Origin of the sequence: Microbacterium sp. NPDC089696, assembly GCF_044749125.1 — a bacterium.
Classification (GTDB): Bacteria; Actinomycetota; Actinomycetes; order Actinomycetales; family Microbacteriaceae; genus Microbacterium.
Map to the genome: position 1 here is coordinate 1,155,821 of NZ_JBIVHF010000001.1, position 17,084 is coordinate 1,172,904.

The 17,084-nt window shown below is 70.8% G+C and carries 15 protein-coding genes; 9 read left to right on the forward strand and 6 right to left on the reverse strand.

The window, feature by feature from the left end; translation table 11 throughout:
* Together ACIPY8_RS05735 and ligD are read left to right on the forward strand one after the other, a co-directional pair.
* A complete protein-coding gene (locus tag ACIPY8_RS05735; RefSeq protein WP_400815927.1) occupies nucleotides 1–1,140 on the forward strand; it encodes an SseB family protein in 1,140 nt (379 codons plus the stop codon).
* Between the two features lie 57 nt (nucleotides 1,141–1,197).
* On the forward strand, nucleotides 1,198–2,265 hold the full coding sequence (gene ligD / locus ACIPY8_RS05740; RefSeq protein ID WP_400815929.1) for a non-homologous end-joining DNA ligase: 1,068 nt from the start codon (nucleotides 1,198–1,200) through the stop codon (nucleotides 2,263–2,265).
* Between the two features lie 3 nt (nucleotides 2,266–2,268).
* Here the strand turns inward: ligD and ACIPY8_RS05745 are convergent, their stop codons facing one another.
* Both ACIPY8_RS05745 and ACIPY8_RS05750 read right to left on the reverse strand, forming a co-directional pair.
* On the reverse strand, nucleotides 2,269–3,312 hold the full coding sequence (locus ACIPY8_RS05745; protein ID WP_400815932.1) for an ATP-dependent DNA ligase: 1,044 nt from the start codon (nucleotides 3,310–3,312) through the stop codon (nucleotides 2,269–2,271).
* A 16-nt stretch (nucleotides 3,313–3,328) separates the two neighbouring features.
* Nucleotides 3,329–4,801: a phytoene desaturase family protein gene (locus ACIPY8_RS05750; protein ID WP_400815934.1), complete on the reverse strand. Its 1,473-nt coding sequence runs from the start codon at nucleotides 4,799–4,801 to the stop codon at nucleotides 3,329–3,331.
* Between the two features lie 41 nt (nucleotides 4,802–4,842).
* Here ACIPY8_RS05750 and ACIPY8_RS05755 point away from each other — a divergent pair, with 41 nt between their 5' ends.
* A complete protein-coding gene (locus tag ACIPY8_RS05755) occupies nucleotides 4,843–5,328 on the forward strand; it encodes a hypothetical protein (RefSeq protein WP_400815936.1) in 486 nt (161 codons plus the stop codon).
* A gap of 15 nt (nucleotides 5,329–5,343) precedes the next feature.
* On the opposite strand, the gene ACIPY8_RS05760 is transcribed toward ACIPY8_RS05755, so the two are convergent.
* The gene (locus ACIPY8_RS05760; RefSeq protein WP_400815938.1) at nucleotides 5,344–6,144 is read right to left on the reverse strand and encodes an AraC family transcriptional regulator; all 801 of its coding nucleotides are present in this window, start codon (nucleotides 6,142–6,144) and stop codon (nucleotides 5,344–5,346) included.
* Nucleotides 6,145–6,198: 54 nt separating this feature from the next.
* Here ACIPY8_RS05760 and ACIPY8_RS05765 point away from each other — a divergent pair, with 54 nt between their 5' ends.
* The gene (locus ACIPY8_RS05765; protein WP_400815941.1) at nucleotides 6,199–7,476 is read left to right on the forward strand and encodes a CynX/NimT family MFS transporter; all 1,278 of its coding nucleotides are present in this window, start codon (nucleotides 6,199–6,201) and stop codon (nucleotides 7,474–7,476) included.
* 15 nt (nucleotides 7,477–7,491) lie between these two features.
* Here the strand turns inward: ACIPY8_RS05765 and ACIPY8_RS05770 are convergent, their stop codons facing one another.
* Both ACIPY8_RS05770 and ACIPY8_RS05775 read right to left on the reverse strand, forming a co-directional pair.
* Nucleotides 7,492–8,727, reverse strand: coding sequence for an acyl-CoA dehydrogenase family protein (locus ACIPY8_RS05770; protein WP_400815943.1), 1,236 nt, complete (start codon nucleotides 8,725–8,727; stop codon nucleotides 7,492–7,494).
* A 97-nt stretch (nucleotides 8,728–8,824) separates the two neighbouring features.
* Nucleotides 8,825–9,487: a TetR/AcrR family transcriptional regulator gene (locus ACIPY8_RS05775; RefSeq protein WP_400815945.1), complete on the reverse strand. Its 663-nt coding sequence runs from the start codon at nucleotides 9,485–9,487 to the stop codon at nucleotides 8,825–8,827.
* Between the two features lie 142 nt (nucleotides 9,488–9,629).
* Between ACIPY8_RS05775 and sucC the strand changes: the two genes are divergently transcribed.
* Together sucC and sucD are read left to right on the forward strand one after the other, a co-directional pair.
* The gene (gene sucC, locus ACIPY8_RS05780) at nucleotides 9,630–10,796 is read left to right on the forward strand and encodes an ADP-forming succinate--CoA ligase subunit beta (protein ID WP_400815948.1); all 1,167 of its coding nucleotides are present in this window, start codon (nucleotides 9,630–9,632) and stop codon (nucleotides 10,794–10,796) included.
* An 18-nt stretch (nucleotides 10,797–10,814) separates the two neighbouring features.
* Complete coding sequence (gene sucD, locus ACIPY8_RS05785; protein WP_400815950.1) at nucleotides 10,815–11,717, forward strand: succinate--CoA ligase subunit alpha; 903 nt, start codon at nucleotides 10,815–10,817, stop codon at nucleotides 11,715–11,717.
* A gap of 165 nt (nucleotides 11,718–11,882) precedes the next feature.
* Here the strand turns inward: sucD and ACIPY8_RS05790 are convergent, their stop codons facing one another.
* On the reverse strand, nucleotides 11,883–13,301 hold the full coding sequence (locus ACIPY8_RS05790) for an NCS2 family permease (protein ID WP_400815951.1): 1,419 nt from the start codon (nucleotides 13,299–13,301) through the stop codon (nucleotides 11,883–11,885).
* Nucleotides 13,302–13,392: 91 nt separating this feature from the next.
* Between ACIPY8_RS05790 and ACIPY8_RS05795 the strand changes: the two genes are divergently transcribed.
* From ACIPY8_RS05795 to purH, 3 genes are read left to right on the forward strand one after another with little or no spacing between them, the layout of a single operon-like run.
* On the forward strand, nucleotides 13,393–14,754 hold the full coding sequence (locus ACIPY8_RS05795) for a DUF6350 family protein (protein WP_400815954.1): 1,362 nt from the start codon (nucleotides 13,393–13,395) through the stop codon (nucleotides 14,752–14,754).
* A gap of 43 nt (nucleotides 14,755–14,797) precedes the next feature.
* The gene (purN, locus tag ACIPY8_RS05800; RefSeq protein WP_400815957.1) at nucleotides 14,798–15,376 is read left to right on the forward strand and encodes a phosphoribosylglycinamide formyltransferase; all 579 of its coding nucleotides are present in this window, start codon (nucleotides 14,798–14,800) and stop codon (nucleotides 15,374–15,376) included.
* Between the two features lie 48 nt (nucleotides 15,377–15,424).
* Nucleotides 15,425–17,032, forward strand: coding sequence for a bifunctional phosphoribosylaminoimidazolecarboxamide formyltransferase/IMP cyclohydrolase (purH, locus tag ACIPY8_RS05805; RefSeq protein WP_400815959.1), 1,608 nt, complete (start codon nucleotides 15,425–15,427; stop codon nucleotides 17,030–17,032).
* The last annotated feature ends 52 nt before the right edge of the window (nucleotides 17,033–17,084 follow it).

The following is a 17,084-nucleotide window of genomic DNA, read 5'->3' on the forward strand; positions in this document are numbered from 1 at the left end:
ATGGCCCTGTTCTCCCGCCGCAAGAAGTCCGCCGACGACGTCGTCGCCGAGCCGGACGAGACGGACACGACCGCATCCGCCGAGGCGACGGTCGAGTCCGACGGTCCCGTCGAGTCCGCGGAGACGGTCGAGACCGCGCCGGCCATCGGCATCTCGGTGCAGGCATTCCGTGGTGTCGGAGCCCAGGCCGGACCCGCGGTCTCGCTCCCGGCGGAAGAGCCCGTCCCGTCCGCGGGCACGTCGTTCGGTGCACCCGTGGCTCCCGTGTCGGCCGCACCCGTCGTCGAGGCGGCACCGGAGCGGCGACTTCCGCTCGCGGCGCCGCTTCCGCCCGAGCAGACCGAGACGGTCCCCGGCATGAAGGACAACGTGCTGCTCCGCGAGGCCCTCGCGGAGATCGAGCAGGGCGCCTCCAACGAGCAGCTCCTGGGCGTGCTCCGCCAGGCGCTGCAGGGGCACCTCTACATCCGTGTCAACGGCGATGCGCGCGCGCAGATCAGTGAGGGCAAGCCGCTCTCGGTCGCCGTCGTGCGCGACGGCGAGCGCCAGTTCATGCTCGCGTTCAGCTCGGCCGCGGCGGTCCGGGATTCCGTGCAGCTCGAGAAGGACCCGACCGCGACGTCGGCCGTCGCCCAGCCCGTCACCTCGGTGCTCCAGCAGGTCGTCGTGGGGGACTTCGCGGGTCTGATCGTCGACAACGCCTCGGCGCCGCACCGCGTGGTGTTCCCGACGGAGCTGCTCGAGAAGACCCTGGAGCAGGCTGACGTCGAGATGACGGTCAAGACGATCCTCGCGGCACCTCGTGGGCAGGACACCGCGACCAGGGTCGGTGAGGCCCTCGCGACCAAGCGCATGTGGGTCGCGGTGAACGAGGGCACGGGAACGGGCCAGCCCGGCATCGCCGAGGCGCAGACCACCGACGGGCGGCGCTTCCTGCAGCTGTTCACGCATCCGCTCGAGGTCATCGCCCTCGGACGCAACGACCGTCCGCTGCCCTTCGATCCCGAGCAGCTCGCGAAGCTCCTCGCCGGTCACTCCGAGATGGCCGGAGTGATCATCGACTCGGCCGGTCCGACGCTCGTGGTGGAACGTGAGGCTCTCGCCCCGGTGCTCGTTCTCGCGGTCGACCTCGGCGACTGACGCCCGCCGGCGGTGGCGGGGCTACCGTCCGTCGCACCCGCGCCCTAGGGTCGGAGCATGGCCTCCGAACGCGTGACCCTGTCCGTCGCCGACCCCGATGGCGATCGCGAGGTCGTGCTCTCGAGTCCGAACAAGCTCGTCTGGCCCGATGAGGGCATCACGAAGGCCGAGCTCGCGGAGTACTTCCAGGTCGTGAGCGTGCCGTTCCTCGCGGCGAACGGGAACCGTCCCGTCTCGTTGGAGCGCTTCCGCGATGGCGTGGGCGCGGCGGGGTCGAAGCCCGACGGCTTCTTCTCGAAGAACCCGCCGAAGGGCACGCCCGACTTCGTGGACGCCGTGACCGTCACGTACAACAGCGGGCGACGGCATCCGCAGATCGTGCTGAACCGCCCGAGCGCGATCGTGTGGGCCGCGCAGATGAACACGATCGTCTTCCACCCGTGGGCGTCCCTGGCGACCGATCCCGACAACCCGGTCGAGCTGCGTATCGACCTCGACCCGCAGCCGGGAACCACGTTCGCGGATGCCGTCACGGCGGCGCACGCGCTGCGCGAGGTGCTGCGCGAGGCGGGCCTCGAGGCGTTCGCGAAGACGAGCGGCAACCGCGGTCTGCACGTGTTCGCGCCGATCGAGCCGACCCACGAGTTCCTCGACGTGCGCCATGCGGTGATCGCCGCCGGTCGCGAGCTGGAGCGACGGATGCCCGAGCAAGTGACGATGAACTGGTGGAAGGAGGAGCGCGGCGAGCGCATCTTCATCGACTTCAACCAGGCGAACCGCGACCGCACGATGGCGGGCGCCTACAGTCCGCGGGCGCTGCCCACGGCGACGGTCTCGACCCCCGTGCACTGGGAGGAGCTCGACGGGCTCGACCCGGCCGCGTTCACGGTGCGCAGCATCCCTGCGAGGCTGCAGACGGTCGGCGACCCCTGGGCGGAGGCGCAGACCGGTCCCGGGCGCATCGACGTGCTGCTCGAGTGGTGGGAGCGCGATGTGTCCGACGGTCTGGGCGAACTGTCGTTCCCACCCGAGTTCCCGAAGATGCCCGGGGAGCCGCCGCGCGTGCAGCCGAGCAAGAAGGTCGCGGCGCACTGGGACGAGAACGGCGACCCGATCGACGGCTGAGGCTCAGCCGATCACGTCGGCGAGGTCGTAGCCCGCGACGGTCTCGAGATGCTCGTACGTGCACGAGCGAGCCTCGCGGTCGTGACGCCAGCGCTCGAACTGCACGGTGTGTCGGAACCGCGCACCCTCCAACTGGTCGTAGCGCACCTCGAGCACGAGCTCGGGGCGCAGACGAACGAACGACACGTCCTTCCCGCCGCTGAACCGCGAGCGCTCGCCCTCGCCCGTGATCGCCGCGCCGGTGTCGTCGCGCTCGACGAGCGGCGCCAGCTCGTCGACGAGCTCCTGCCGGCGTTCGTCGCTCCACGCGGCCACGCCGCCCACCTGACGCAGCACGCCGTCGCCGTCGTAGAGCCCGACGAGCAGCGAGCCCACGCCTGAACCGGACTTGTGGATGCGGTAGCCGAGGGCCACGACGTCGGCCGTGCGCGCGTGCTTGACCTTGATGAGAGTGCGCTTGCCGGGGGCGTACGGCTGGTCCAGCGGTTTGGCGACCACGCCGTCGAGCCCCGCGCCCTCGAACTCGGCGAGCCAGCGCACGGCGGCGTCGCGGTCGCGGGTCGTGCGGGTGATGTGCAGCGGGTGGTCGACGCCGTCCAGGAGCTCTTCGAGGCGGGCGCGCCGCTCCGAGAACGGCGTATCCCGCAGGTCGTCATCGCCGTGTGCGAGCAGGTCGAACGCGATGAACATCGCCGGGGTCTCGTCCGCGAGCTTCGCGACCCGGGAGGCGGCAGGGTGGATGCGCTGGCTGAGCGCCTCCCAGTCGAGGCGCTGCGCGCCGGTCGGGCCGGTCGCGACGACGATCTCACCGTCGAGCAGGCACGGTTCGGGGAGCAACCGGGGTATCGCCTCGACGAGCTCCGGGAAGTAGCGGGTCAGCGGCTTCGCCCCGCGCGAGCCGATCTCGACGGTCTCGCCGTCCCAGGCGATCAGCCCGCGGAACCCGTCCCACTTCGGTTCGAACAGCAGGCCTCCGGGGGTCTTCGCGGGATCGGGGACCGATGCCGCGGCCTTGGCGAGCATGGGGGAGGGGATCTCGTAGCGCATGACCCCATCCTGGCCGTCAGGAGGCGACGGCAGAAGGGGGTCGGAACAGGTCGTCGAGGTCGACGCGCTCCCCGGCGTCCCGCAGCGCGGTGCGGGCCGCGTGCCAGCCGGCCATGCCGTTCACGCCCGGTCCCGGCGGTGTCGACGCCGACGCGAGGTACACGCCTTTCATCGGAGTGCGCCACGGGGCGGTGCTCAGCACCGGGCGGCGCAGGGCCTGGGCGATCGTGAACGCACCGCCGAGGATGTCGCCGCCGATCTCGGCGGGGTTGAGCGCGTGACGGGCCGACGCCGGCACGGCGTGGTGCGCGAGGATCCGGTCGCGGAACCCGGGGGCGAACCTCTCGACCTGCCTGGTGACGAGCTCGGTCGCGTCGAGGTCGGAGCTCGCCGGCACGTGGATGTACGCCCACAGGACGGCCTTGCCCTCGGGGGCGCGGGTCGGATCGAACACCGAGGGCTGCACCGTGAGCACATAGGGGTGCTCGGTCACGGTGCCACGGGCCACGGCGTTCTCGCTCGCCCGCACCTCCGCCGCGGAGCCGCCGAGGTGCACGGTCGGCGCCTGCGCGACGTCGGCGTTGGACCAGGGGACGGGCCCGTCGAGGGCGAAGTCGACCTTGGCGGCCGCCGCGCCGTACCGGTAGCCCTGGATGGCCCTCGCGTACCGCGAGGGGATGTCGGGGTGCGTGAGCGTGAGCCGGGGGGAGGTGTTGAGCAGGAGCAGGTCTCCGGCGTCGGGGTCTCCCCAGTCGAGGACGCCGAGATCGGTGACGTGCGCGCCGGTCTCGACCGTGCCGCCGTGCGCTTCGATGTCGGCGACCATGCTGTCGGCGATGCGCTGCGCGCCCCCGCGCGGGTAGGCCCAACCGCCCGCGTGGCCCTGCGCGGCGAGAAGGAGACCGGCCGCGCTCGCGGCGAGCGACGGCATCCGGGCGGGAGCGTGCGCGAGGACGCCCGAGATCAGCCCGGCCGCCTCGTCCGTGCGGAAGGTCCGCGTCGCGAGCGGCGTCCCCTGATCCAGCATCCGCAGCGCGAAGCGCAGGGCGGTGACGGGCTCGCGGGGGATCCGCAGCATCTGGTTGCCGGTGAAGTCGACGACGCCCTCGATGTGCCGGCTCAGCGGGCGCAGCAGGCCCAGCCAGGCTCGTCCGTCGACGCCCAGTCCTGCGGCCGTGCGCTCGATGTCGTGCCAGGCGACCCCGGCGCGTCCGTCGTCGAGCGGGTGGGCGTACGAGATCTCGGGAGTGATCCACTCGATCCGCTCGGCGAGCCCGAAGGCGCGGAAGAAGGGTGAGGACAGAGCCGCCGGATGCACGGCCGAGCACACGTCGTGGACGAAGCCCGGCAGGGTGCTCTCGAGGCTCCGGACGCCGCCGCCGATCGTCTCCGCGGCCTCGAGCACGCGGACCTCGTATCCCGCTCGGGCGAGGGCGACCCCCGCTGCGAGGCCGTTCGGGCCGGAGCCGATGATCGTCGCGCGCACCATGCGGCCAGTCTTCCACGTCGGATCGTGAGATCCTGGAAGGGATGAACGAAGTCCAGGGCCCGACCCCCACCGGAACCTCCCGTCCGTACCGCTCCCTGCGTGAGGCGCTGCGAGCGCACCGCATCGCCGAGGAGAACCATGAGTTCATCACGGCGATCATGGATGCGGTCGGAATCTCCTCCTACATCGACCGCGGTCGGTACATCGAGGCGATCCGCCGCGGCGCCGGCGCGAGCCTCCACATCGGCAGGACCTACACGAACGGCTTCACCGAGGACGAGCTCGTCGTCGTCGGCTCCACGGCGCTGCGGCTGCGGGAGAGCGAGGGGCGCGCGCCGTACTTCTACGTCACGCATCCCAGCGAGTTCCGCCCGATCGCACCCGTCAAGGCGAAGCGGACCTCGACCCCGCGCACGCCGGCGGCACCGCGTGTCGCGGCCGCGCCGAAGCCGGTCGAGCGCGACTACGGCGTATGCGACGTGTGCTTCATGGTGAAGACGCCCGCCGGCGGCTGCGGCTGCGACTGAGGCGCGCCCCCACGGTCACCCGGTGACCTGGGAGAGACGGTAACGTCCGGGCGTGGTGCCGACGAGCGGTGTGAACTGCTGGATGAACAGGCTGGTCGTCGCCCAGCCGCAGGCGGCTGCCGTGTCGGTCACACTCGCCCCCTCCGCGAGCAGCACGAGTGCTCTGTGCACGCGAAGCTGAAGACGCCATTGCCGGTAGCCCATGCCGGTCTCGAGCGGGAACAGGCGGCTCAGGGTCCTCTCGGTCGCGTGGATGCGTGCGGCGACCTCGCGGAGCGTCAGCGGGGTGGAGAGATCGTCCTCGACCACACGCGCCGCACGCCTCAGTCGGGCGTCGTGGGGCTCCGGGAGGTGCAGAGGCTGCTCCGGCGCGGTGACGACCTCGTCGACGAGCACTCGGCGCAGATGCTCCAGTGCGTTCGCGCTCCGTGGCTGCCCTGACGTCATGGCGAGGAAGGCTTCCCGGGCGAGCCGTGTGGCGACGAGTACGGCGGGGCCGGTGGGCAGCGCCTCCGCCAGGGCGTCGTCCAGATGCACGATCCGCATGTCCGTGCGTCCGTGCGCTCGATGCCGGTGCTCCGCCCCGGCGGGCACCCAGGCGAACCGGGTCGACGGCGCGATCCAGGCGCCCTCGTCGGTGAGCAGCGACAGCACCCCGGAGGCGGCGTGCACGAGATGTCCGAGGGGGTGGGCGTGGCGCGGCGAGGTCTCGGCGTGCGCGAAGCGGTAGGCGCCCTCGGTCGGCAGATCCGCGATCGAGTCGAAGTCGACGAGGTGCAGATCGACGACGCGCGACGGCTGGCGGGTATTCGACATGTCAGCGCAGTCTACGTGTTTCACTCCGCTACGGGCCGATGCTGGAATCGAGGCATGACCATGACGCACGGATCTCCCGACACAGCCCCCATCCCCGTAGAGATGCCGTCGGACCGACGCGGCGCGACGTTCCTGGGGCTGTACGTCGGGGTGGCGCTGCTGCTGATCGCGCTGAACCTGAGGATGGGCGTGGTGTCGGTCGGTCCCGTGCTCGTCGAGATCGAGCACGATCTTGCCATGCCCCCTGCGGTGGCCGGTCTCCTCACGACGATCCCGGTCTTCGCGTTCGGCGCTTTCGCGTTCCTCACACCGGCGCTCACCCGCGCGATTGGGCTGCACCGTCTGCTCGCCGCCACGATGATCGTCGTGGCCGTGGGGATCGGCATCCGCCTGCTCCCCTCCGCCGCCGCGCTCTTCGGCGGCACCGTTCTCGTGGGCGCAGGAATCGCAGTGGCGAACGTGTGCATGCCGGCCGTGATCAAGCAGGATTTCGCACACCGTGTCGGACTCATGATGGGGCTCTACTCGACGTCGCTGTTCCTCGGCGCGGCCGCGGCCGCGGCGTTCACGGTGCCGCTCCTGACCGCCCTCGACGGCTCGTGGCGCGGCGCCCTCGGGGTCTGGGCGATCCCCGCGGTGCTCGCGCTCCTGGCGTGGCTGCCACGCGCCCTCAAGGGGCCGGGACCGTCCCGCGGCGGTCGTCCGGACGATGCGATCGTCGAACCGCTCGACGAGCCGCGGCTGTCGCGGCTGCTGCGTGATCCGGTCGCGTGGGCCGTCACCGCATTCATGGGGCTGCAGAGCTTGAGCTACTACGCGGCCCTCACCTGGATCCCGAGCATGCTTCAGGACGCCGGGGTATCGGCATCCGACGCAGGGCTGCTGCTGTCGTACTCGAGCCTTCCCGGGATCGCAGCCGCGCTGCTCGTGCCCGTGGTCATGCGCGGTATCCGTCCCGGGTGGCTGCCCGTGCTGATCGCCGGCGTGCTGTGCGCAGCCGGTCTGCTCGGTCTGCTCCTCGCTCCCGCCGGTGCGGCGGCGTGGTTGTGGATGACGATGCTCGGATTCGGTCAGGGCGCGACGATCTCGCTGTCGCTGACGTACATCGTGCTGCGCGCACCGGACGCCGCGCACACGGCCCACCTGTCGACCATGGCGCAGGGCGTCGGCTACCTGATCGCGGGAGTCGGCCCGATCGGTCTCGGCCTGCTGCACGCCGCGGTCGGAGGCTGGGTCGTGCCGGTCGCGGCACTGCTCCTCGTGCTCGTCGTGCAGACCTTCGCGGGATCGACAGCGAGCCGTGAGCGGCACGCGCGCGGCCGGGGCCGGTGACGCGACGCCACGTGCTTAGACGAACGCGCTCATCCCGGTGATGTCGCGGCCGAGCAGCAGCGCCTGAACGCTCTCGGTGCCCTCGTAGGTGTGGATCGCCTCGATGTCGGCCATGTGCTGCATCACGCCGTTCTCGAGCAGGATGCCGTTGCCGCCGAGCAGATCGCGGGCGATGCCGGCGACACGACGCGCGGCGCGCGTGTTGTGGAACTTGGCGAGCGAGGCCTGCGTCGGGCGCAGCTCTCCCGCGGTCTCGAGGTCGGCGAGGCGGCGGCAGTACAGCTGCATGGCCGTGAGCTCCTCCAGCATGTGGGTGAGCCGCTCCTGCACCATCTGGAACTTCGCGAGCGGCTTGCCGAACTGCACGCGCTGGGTGGCGTAGGCGAGGGCGGCCTCGTAGCAGGCGGTCGCGTGGCCCAGCGCCGACCACGCGACACCCGAGCGGGTGGCGTACAGCACGGTCGAGGCGTCCTTGAAGCTCTTCGTGCCGGGGAGCACGGCGTCGAGCGGCACGCGCACGTCGTCGAGGCGGATGTGCGCTTGGTGGATCGCGCGCAGTGACGCCTTGCCGGGGATGACGGTGCCCGTGTACCCGGGGGCCTCCTGCTCGACGAGGAAGCAGCGCACGGCGCCGTGCTCGGCCGCGGACTCGTCGTCGACCCGTGCCCACACGAACGTGATGCCGCCGGAGGCGCCGTTCCCGATCCACTTCTTCGCGCCGCGGAGCACCCACTCCTCGCCGTCGCGGCGGGCCACGGTCTCGAGCGACACGGAGTCGGAGCCGTGGTCGGGCTCGGTGAGGGCGAACGATCCGAGCACCGAGCCGTCGGCGAGTCCGGTGAGCCAGCGCTCCTGCTGCGCGGGCGAGCCGAACAGCGCGAGGGTGCGCAACGCGAGGCCGCCCTGCACGGCCAGGACGGTGCCGAGCGATCCGTCGCCGCGCGAGATCTCCATGTTGACGAGTCCCGCGGCCAGCGGGGAGAAGTGCGTGAGCGAGGGGTGCTCGATGCCGTCGACCACGAGGTCCATCTCACCCATGCGTCGAGCGGCGTCGAGCGGGTACTCCGCGCGGTTCCAGGCCTCGGCCATCTGCGGGCCGACCTCGTCGATGTACGCCTTGGCGCGGTCCCACGCCTCGCGATCCGCGGCGGGGATGTCGGCGAAGACGGCGTAGTAGTCGCTGTCCTGGCGTCCGGTGATGTCGTACGACGAGACGCTCTCGCCGGGGAGCGGGGAGGGTTCGGTGCTCATGGGGACTCCTTCGTGGACCTGAGTATCGTACTCCTCGAAACTCGGTTTCACGGCGGAGAGTGTGGCGGACCCGCCGACGAAGCCCTCTCGGGGCGGCTCAGTCGAGCTGGGAGCGCAGCCGCCGCGTGATCTCCGCGACGGGCATCGACCGCGGGAACACGGCGACCACGACGTCGTCCGGTGCGCCCGTCTCGGCCTCCGCGGGCACGCCGTAGCGACGCCGCACATCGCCGAGCGCGGTCTGCAGCGTCGAGAGTGGCACCTTCTTGCGGCCCCGGAGCAGCTGTCGCAGCACGTGGTTGTGCACCGCGGTGACGAGGGCGGCGAAGCCGACGGCATCCAGCGGATCCACGCCGGGCAGGGCGCTGCGCAGGTACTCGTCGAAGAGCCGCTCGTAGCGGAACACCGTGATGATCTCGCGCTCCCGCAGCACCGGCACCTGGCGGACCACCTGGTAGCGGCGTCGGGCGAGCTCGGGATCGCGGGCGAAGTGCGCGAACACGGACTCGGATGCCGCGCACACCGCGCCCCACGGGTCGTCGTGACCCTCCGCGAGGAACCCCCGCAACTGGTCGAGCATCACCTCGTGGTCGGCGAACACCACGTCCTCCTTGCCGCCGAACTGGCGGAAGAAGGTCGACCGGGAGACGCCGGCGGCCTTGGCGATCTGCTCGACCGAGGTCTGATCGAAGCCCTGGGTCTGGAACAGCTCGAGAGCGGCGGCGACGACGGCGTCGCGCGAATCGGGGAAGTCTCGCATGACGAAAGCCTAGAACCTCGGCGGCCTCGCGCCAGTGGTTCTGACGCTCCGAGACGTCCAGGCCGAGGTAGTAGGCTGGGGGACTGGTCGATGTCTCGACATCGAGAGAATTACCAGACAGCAGCCCAGTGAAGGAACCACAGTGGATCTGTACGAGTACCAGGCACGAGACGTTTTCGAGAAGTACGGAGTGCCGGTCCTCGCCGGCATCGTCGCGGACACCCCCGAAGAGGTGAGGGCGGCGGCCGAGAAGATCGGCGGCGTCGTCGTCGTCAAGGCCCAGGTGAAGACCGGCGGCCGCGGCAAGGCGGGCGGCGTCAAGGTCGCCAAGACCCCCGACGAGGCGTACGAGGCGGCGAAGGCCATCCTCGGCCTCGACATCAAGGGCCACGTCGTCAAGCGCGTCATGGTCGCGCAGGGCGCGCGCATCGCCGAGGAGTTCTACTTCTCCGTGCTGCTCGACCGCGCCAACCGCTCGTACCTGTCGCTGTGCTCCGTCGAGGGCGGCATGGAGATCGAGGAGCTCGCCGTCGAGCGCCCCGAGGCGCTTGCGCGCGTCGAGGTCAACCCGCTCACCGGCATCGACAAGGCGAAGGCTGTCGAGATCGCCCGCGCCGCGAACTTCCCGGAGGACCTCGTCGAGAAGGTCTCCGACGTGTTCGTGAAGCTCTTCGACGTCTACAAGGGCGAGGACGCGACGCTCGTCGAGGTCAACCCGCTCGTCCGCACCGAGGAGGGCGACATCATCGCCCTCGACGGCAAGGTCACGCTCGACGACAACGCCTCCGAGATCCGTCACCCGGAGCACGAGGCGCTCGAGGACAAGGACGCCGCGGACCCGCTCGAGGCCAAGGCCAAGAAGTCGGGCCTCAACTACGTGAAGCTCGACGGCGAGGTCGGCATCATCGGCAACGGCGCGGGGCTCGTCATGTCGACGCTCGACGTCGTCGCCTACGCCGGCGAGAACCACAACGGCGTCAAGCCCGCGAACTTCCTCGACATCGGCGGCGGCGCCTCGGCGGAGGTCATGGCCAACGGCCTCGACGTCATCCTCGGCGACCCGCAGGTCAAGAGCGTCTTCGTGAACGTCTTCGGCGGCATCACCGCCTGCGACGCCGTCGCGAACGGCATCAAGGGCGCCCTCGAGACCCTCGGCTCCGCGGCCTCCAAGCCGCTCGTCGTGCGTCTCGACGGCAACCGCGTCGAGGAGGGACGCGCGATCCTCGCGGAGTACGCGCACCCGCTCGTGACCCTGGCCGCCACCATGGACGAGGGCGCCGACAAGGCCGCCGAGCTCGCCAACGCCTGAGACTGAAGGACGAGAAGAATGTCGATCTACCTCAACAAGGACTCCAAGGTCATCGTCCAGGGCATCACCGGCGGTGAGGGCACCAAGCACACCGCACTGATGCTCAAGGCCGGCACCCAGGTCGTCGGCGGCGTCAACGCCCGCAAGGCCGGCACCACGGTCTCGCACACCGACAAGGACGGCTCCGCCGTCGAACTGCCCGTGTTCGGCTCGGTCGCCGAGGCCATGAAGGAGACCGGCGCCGACGTGTCGATCGCCTTCGTGCCCGGTGCCTTCACGAAGGACGCGATGATCGAGGCCATCGACGCCGAGATCCCGCTGCTCGTCGTCATCACCGAGGGCGTCCCGGTGGGCGACTCGGCCGAGGCGTGGGCCTACGCCCAGAGCAAGGGCAACAAGACCCGCATCATCGGGCCGAACTGCCCCGGCATCATCACCCCCGGTGAGGCGCTCGTCGGCATCACGCCCGCGAACATCACCGGCAAGGGCCCGATCGGCCTCGTGTCGAAGTCGGGGACCCTGACCTACCAGATGATGTTCGAGCTGCGGGACCTGGGCTTCTCGACCGCCATCGGCATCGGCGGCGACCCGGTCATCGGCACCACGCACATCGACGCTCTCGCCGCGTTCGAGGCCGACCCCGAGACCAAGGCGATCGTCATGATCGGCGAGATCGGCGGCGACGCCGAGGAGCGTGCGGCCGACTACATCAAGGCGCACGTCACCAAGCCGGTCGTCGGCTACGTCGCGGGCTTCACGGCTCCCGAGGGCAAGACCATGGGCCACGCCGGCGCCATCGTCTCGGGCTCCGCCGGCACCGCGCAGGCCAAGAAGGAGGCCCTCGAGGCCGCCGGCGTCAAGGTCGGCAAGACGCCGTCCGAGACCGCCGCCCTGATGCGCGAGATCATCGAAGCGCTCTGACGCGCTAAGCTGTACGAGAAGGCCCCGGGCTCCACCCCGGGGCCTTTCTCATGCCCAGCGACGCCCGCCGTCGGCATCCCCGGTCTCGGGGCTCCAGGCCGGTCGCGGACACGAAGGAGGGGCGGATGCCGCAGCATCCGCCCCTCCCGTGCGTGCGTGTGCGGGTCAGATCCCGACGCCGAAGAGCGCTTCGATCGGACCGCGGGCGAAGAAGATCACGAAGCCCACACCGACGACCCAGAGCAGCGGGTGGATGGTCTTCGCGCGACCGGACAGGGCGTTCACGACGATCCAGCTCACGAAGCCCGCACCGATGCCGTTGGCGATCGAGTACGTCATCGGCATGACCGTCGCCGTCAGGAACACCGGGAGCAGGACCCGGAAGTCGCTCAGGTCGATGTTCTTGATCTGAGCGAGCATCAGCGCGCCGACGAGCACCAGTGCGGCGGCGGCGACGGCCCCCGGCACGAGCGACGTGAGCGGCGTGAAGAACATCGCCAGCAGGAACATCGCCCCGGTGATGACGGTCGCGAATCCGGTGCGCGCACCCTCTCCGATGCCGGCGCCCGACTCGACGAACACGGTCGCGGACGACGACGACGTGCCACCTCCGGCGATCGCGCCGAGACCCTCGACGACCAGCGCGGACTTGATGCGCGGGAAGTCGCCCTTCTCATCGGCGAGGTCGGCCTCCTTGGCGAGGCCGGTCATGGTGCCCATGGCGTCGAAGAAGTTCGAGAACAACAGGGTGAAGACGAACATGACGAGGGCGACGACGCTCACCTTGGACAGATCGAAGCCGAAGTCGACCTGTCCGACGAGGCTGAGGTCGGGGAGCCCGACGATCGCGCCTGTGAACCCGAAGTCCAGACCGAACGGCCAGATGAGGTTCGCGATGCCCCCGAGCACGGTGCCGCCGACCAGCGCGATGAGGATCGCGCCCTTGATGCGCAGCGCCGTGAGCACGCCGCCGAGCAGCAGGGTGATGACGAACAGCACGGTCGGGACCGAGGCCACCGAGCCGCCGATGCCGAGGTCGACGGGAGGCGAGGGGTTGCCCGTCGCGGTCACGAAGCCCGCGTTGACGAAGCCGATGAAGGCGATGAACAGGCCGATGCCGACCGTGATGGCGAGCTTGAGCTGCACCGGCACGGCGTCGAAGATCATCTTGCGCAGACCGGTCGCGGCGAGCAGGACGATGATGACGCCGTTGATCATGACGAGCGCCATCGCCTCGGGCCAGGTCACGGACCCGACGACCGAGAAGGCGAGGAAGGCGTTGATGCCGAGGCCTGCGGCGAACGCGAACGGCAGCCGGGTGACCAGGCCGAACAGGATCGTCATGACGCCGGCGGTCAGAGCGGTCGCGGCGGCGACGGCCGTGCCGGCGAGGGTGTTGCCGTCGACATCGGGCGTCGACAGGATGATCGGGTTGAGGATCACGATGTACGCCATCGTGACGAACGTCACGACGCCCCCTCGGATCTCGGTGCCGATCGTGGATCCGCGCTTGCTGATCTCGAAGAAGCGGTCCAGGGCGTTGACCGGTGCGGTGGAGCGGGTGGGGGACGGGGCAGTTGACATCGGGAAACCTCCGTGGGAGACGATATCGTGTCGGCCGCCTCGCGCGCGCCCGCGGGCGAGGCGGCCCTTCTCGTCGTAGTCTCGAAACGCTATGCAACGCCTCCTCGTCGCGATCCTCGCCGCCGTCGACGCCGCCATCGCGGCCGCGGTCGGCCTCGCCGTGCTGCTGGCTCCGCTGACGCTGCTGTGGACGCTGGCCTTCGGCGGCGCCGCCGACTGGGGTGCGCTCTGGCCGATCACCGGGACGCTCTGGCAGTTCGGCCACGGGGCGCCGCTCGGCATCGACCTGTCGACAGACATGATCCGCGCCGTGGGCGTCGCCCCCGAGGCCGCCGCGTTCACGCTCTCGGTCACGCCGCTCGCGCTGCTGGTGTTCACGCTGCTGTTCGCCGCGCGCTCGGGGACACGGGCGGCCCGCGCCGGCGCCTGGCCGCTCGGGGTCATCGCCGGGACGGCGACGATGCTGGTGATCGCCGTCGTCGTCGCGCTCACCTCCCGACTCGACGCCGCGCACACGCCGCTCGCGCTCGCGATTATGCTGCCGCCGGTCGTCTATCTGCTCGGAGCCGTGTCCGGAGCCGTCCGGGCGGTCTGGGAGGACGGCGACGGCGGCCTGGTCGACCGGGTCCACGATCTCGTCGACTCGTGGGGCGACTGGGGTCCGGTGCCCGCCGCTGCCGTCCGAGGCGCAGCGATCGCCGTCACCGCGGTGACCGCCGTCGGCGCGCTCTCCGTCGCGCTCATGACCTTCACCCGCGGGGGAGAGGTCGTCGCGCTCTTCCAGGCCACGAGGGTCGACGCGCTCGGTGCGACCGTCGTCACGCTCGGTCAGCTCGCCTATCTCCCGACCGTGATCGTGTGGGCGGTCTCCTGGCTCGCCGGCCCCGGTTTCGCGGTCGGCGTGGGGACCGCGGTGTCGCCCGCGGGAACGCAGCTCGGCGTCGTCCCGGGGATCCCGTTGTTCGGCCTCCTCCCCGAGAACACCTCGATCTGGATGTTGATCGTGGTGATCCTCCCGATCGGCGCCGGAGCGTTCGCCGGCTGGGTCGTGCGCTCGCGCCTCGTGTGGGAGGGCACTCCTCTCGGCGCGGCACCGCGGGTCGCGATCGCAGCAGGCATCGGCGCCCTGACCGCGGGAGTCGCCGCGGTGGCCGGCGTGCTCGCCTCGGGCTCGATCGGGCCCGGACGGCTCGCGGAGACCGGACCGGCGCCGCTCCCGTTCGCCCTCGCCCTCGGTGTCGAGGTGCTGATCGGAGCCGCCATCCTGCTCCTGTCGCCCCGGCACCGCGACGAGCTCGCGGAGGAGCGCACCGACCGCTGGCGGGCCGAGATGGCGGAGTCGGACCGCGTGTTCGACGACCGGCTCGACCGCCCCGACTTCGAGACCTCTCCGCTCGGGAGCACCGAGGGCTTCCGTCTGCCGCGTCGCGACCCCGCGGATCCGATCGACTGACATCGGGTCGGGACGCCCGTCCGGCCGCGGGTAGACTGGGCGCGTGCTCACGGTCGCCGTTCTCATCTCGGGCACCGGCTCGAATCTTCGCGCCCTCCTCGAGGCCGCTCGTCATCCCGATTTCCCGGCAAGGGTCGTGGTCGTCGGAGCCGACCGTCAGGCCGATGGCCTCGCGCACGCCGAGGAGTTCGGCATCCCCAGCTTCACCGTCCCGTGGCACGAGCACGAGACCCGCGAGGCCTGGGGGGAGGAGCTCGGCCGCCAACTGGCCGTGTGGAACGCCGACCTCGTCGTGCTGAGCGGTCTGATGCGCCTGCTGCCGCCGTCGCTCGTCGCGGCCCACTCGCCGCGCCTCATCAACACTCACCCCGCGTACCTGCCCGAGTTCCCCGGCGCGCACGGTGTGCGGGACGCGCTCGCCGCCGGGGTCCCGGAGACCGGCGCGAGCGTCATCGTCGTCGACGACGGCGTCGACACCGGTCCGATCCTCGCGCAGGAGCGCGTGCCGATCCTCGACGGCGACACCGAGCACAGCCTGCACGAGCGCATCAAGCCCGTCGAACGCCGCCTCCTCATCGACGTGGTGCGTCGCATCGCGACCGGCGAGCTCTCCCTAACCTGACAGTCCCCTTCCCATCCACGCACCTCTCTCGCTCGAAGGAGTCCTTCCATGGCCGGCCCCCGCCACGACCACTCGCTCTACCGCGACCGCGACACCGTCCGGATCCGCCGTGCGCTCGTCTCCGTGAGTGACAAGACCGACCTGCTGGTGCTCGCGAAGGCGCTCGCCGACGCCGAGGTCGAGATCGTGTCGACCGGCTCGACCGCCGCCGCGATCCGCGAGGCCGGCTACGACGTGACCGACGTCGCGACCGTCACCGGCGTCGCCGAGATGCTCGACGGCCGGGTGAAGACCCTGCACCCGAACGTGCACGGCGCCGTGCTCGCCGACCTGCGCCTCGAGGACCACGAGCGCCAGCTCGCCGAGCTCGGCATCGAGCCGTTCGAGCTCGTCGTCGTCAACCTGTATCCGTTCGTCGAGACCGTCGCCTCCGGCGCCGAGGGCGACGACGTCGTCGAGCAGATCGACATCGGCGGACCCGCCATGGTGCGCGCGGCAGCCAAGAACCACGCGAACGTCGCGATCGTGGTGTCGCCGCAGTCCTACCCCGGGATCATCAGCGCGATCGAGGCCGGCGGCACCGCCCTGGCCCAGCGCCGCGAGCTCGCGGCCCGGGCCTTCGCACACACCGCCGCGTACGACACCGCCGTGGCGTCGTGGTTCGCGGAGGGCACGCTCACCGACGGGGAGGACCTCCCCGCGCACCTCACGATCCAGGCCGAGCGCCTCGCGACCCTGCGGTACGGCGAGAACTCGCACCAGCGCGGCGCGATCTACACCCGCTCCGGCGGGCACGGCATCGCGCAGGCCACGCAGCTGCAGGGCAAGGAGATGTCGTACAACAACTACGTCGACGCGGATGCCGCGCTCCGTGCCGCGTACGACATGGTCAAGCCGGCCGTCGCGATCATCAAGCACGCCAACCCGTGCGGCATCGCCACGACCGCCCCGAACGCCCTCGACCCGATCGCCAGCGCCCACCTGCGCGCGCACGAGTGCGACCCGGTGTCGGCGTACGGCGGCGTGATCGCCGCGAACGGCACGGTGACGCTCAAGATGGCCGAGAACCTCAAGGACATCTTCACCGAGGTCATCGTCGCCCCGTCGTTCGAGCCCGCCGCGCTCGAGGTGTTCAAGGCGAAGAAGAACCTCCGTCTCCTGCAGCTGCCCGAGGACTGGCAGCAGGAGCGTATGGACGTCCGTCTGGTCTCGGGCGGCCTGCTGCTGCAGGACGCCGACCGCTTCCCCGACGACATCGTCTCGGTCGCGAAGAACTGGGAGCTCGTCTCCGGGGAGCGTCCGAGCGACGAGGAGATGGAGAACCTCATCTTCGCGTGGAAGGCCTGCCGCGCCGTGAAGTCGAACGCGATCGTCCTCGCGAAGGACAACGCCACCGTCGGCGTCGGCATGGGGCAGGTCAACCGCGTCGACTCGTGCCGTCTGGCCGTCGAGCGCGCGGGCGACCGCGCGGCCGGCTCGGTCGCGGCATCCGACGCCTTCTTCCCGTTCGCCGACGGTGCGCAGGTGCTGATCGACGCGGGCATCACCGCGATCGTGCAGCCCGGCGGCTCCGTCCGCGACGAGGAGGTCGTGGACGCGGCCCGCAAGGCCGGCGTCACGATGTTCTTCACGGGGGAGCGTCACTTCTTCCACTGAGTCGGTGCCGAGGCCCCATCTCAGAGACGTCTCCGAGGTGGGGCCTCGACAC

Bases quoted from the DNA above. Each gene is read 5' to 3' on its own strand.
- ACIPY8_RS05735 (WP_400815927.1), top strand. From the start codon at position 1: ATGGCCCTGTTCTCCCGCCGCAAGAAGTCCGCCGACGACGTCGTCGCC.
- ligD (WP_400815929.1), top strand. From the start codon at position 1,198: ATGGCCTCCGAACGCGTGACCCTGTCCGTCGCCGACCCCGATGGCGAT.
- ACIPY8_RS05745 (WP_400815932.1), bottom strand. From the start codon at position 3,312: ATGCGCTACGAGATCCCCTCCCCCATGCTCGCCAAGGCCGCGGCATCG.
- ACIPY8_RS05750 (WP_400815934.1), bottom strand. From the start codon at position 4,801: ATGGTGCGCGCGACGATCATCGGCTCCGGCCCGAACGGCCTCGCAGCG.
- ACIPY8_RS05755 (WP_400815936.1), top strand. From the start codon at position 4,843: ATGAACGAAGTCCAGGGCCCGACCCCCACCGGAACCTCCCGTCCGTAC.
- ACIPY8_RS05760 (WP_400815938.1), bottom strand. From the start codon at position 6,144: ATGTCGAATACCCGCCAGCCGTCGCGCGTCGTCGATCTGCACCTCGTC.
- ACIPY8_RS05765 (WP_400815941.1), top strand. From the start codon at position 6,199: ATGACCATGACGCACGGATCTCCCGACACAGCCCCCATCCCCGTAGAG.
- ACIPY8_RS05770 (WP_400815943.1), bottom strand. From the start codon at position 8,727: ATGAGCACCGAACCCTCCCCGCTCCCCGGCGAGAGCGTCTCGTCGTAC.
- ACIPY8_RS05775 (WP_400815945.1), bottom strand. From the start codon at position 9,487: ATGCGAGACTTCCCCGATTCGCGCGACGCCGTCGTCGCCGCCGCTCTC.
- sucD (WP_400815950.1), top strand. From the start codon at position 10,815: ATGTCGATCTACCTCAACAAGGACTCCAAGGTCATCGTCCAGGGCATC.
- ACIPY8_RS05790 (WP_400815951.1), bottom strand. From the start codon at position 13,301: ATGTCAACTGCCCCGTCCCCCACCCGCTCCACCGCACCGGTCAACGCC.
- ACIPY8_RS05795 (WP_400815954.1), top strand. From the start codon at position 13,393: ATGCAACGCCTCCTCGTCGCGATCCTCGCCGCCGTCGACGCCGCCATC.
- purH (WP_400815959.1), top strand. From the start codon at position 15,425: ATGGCCGGCCCCCGCCACGACCACTCGCTCTACCGCGACCGCGACACC.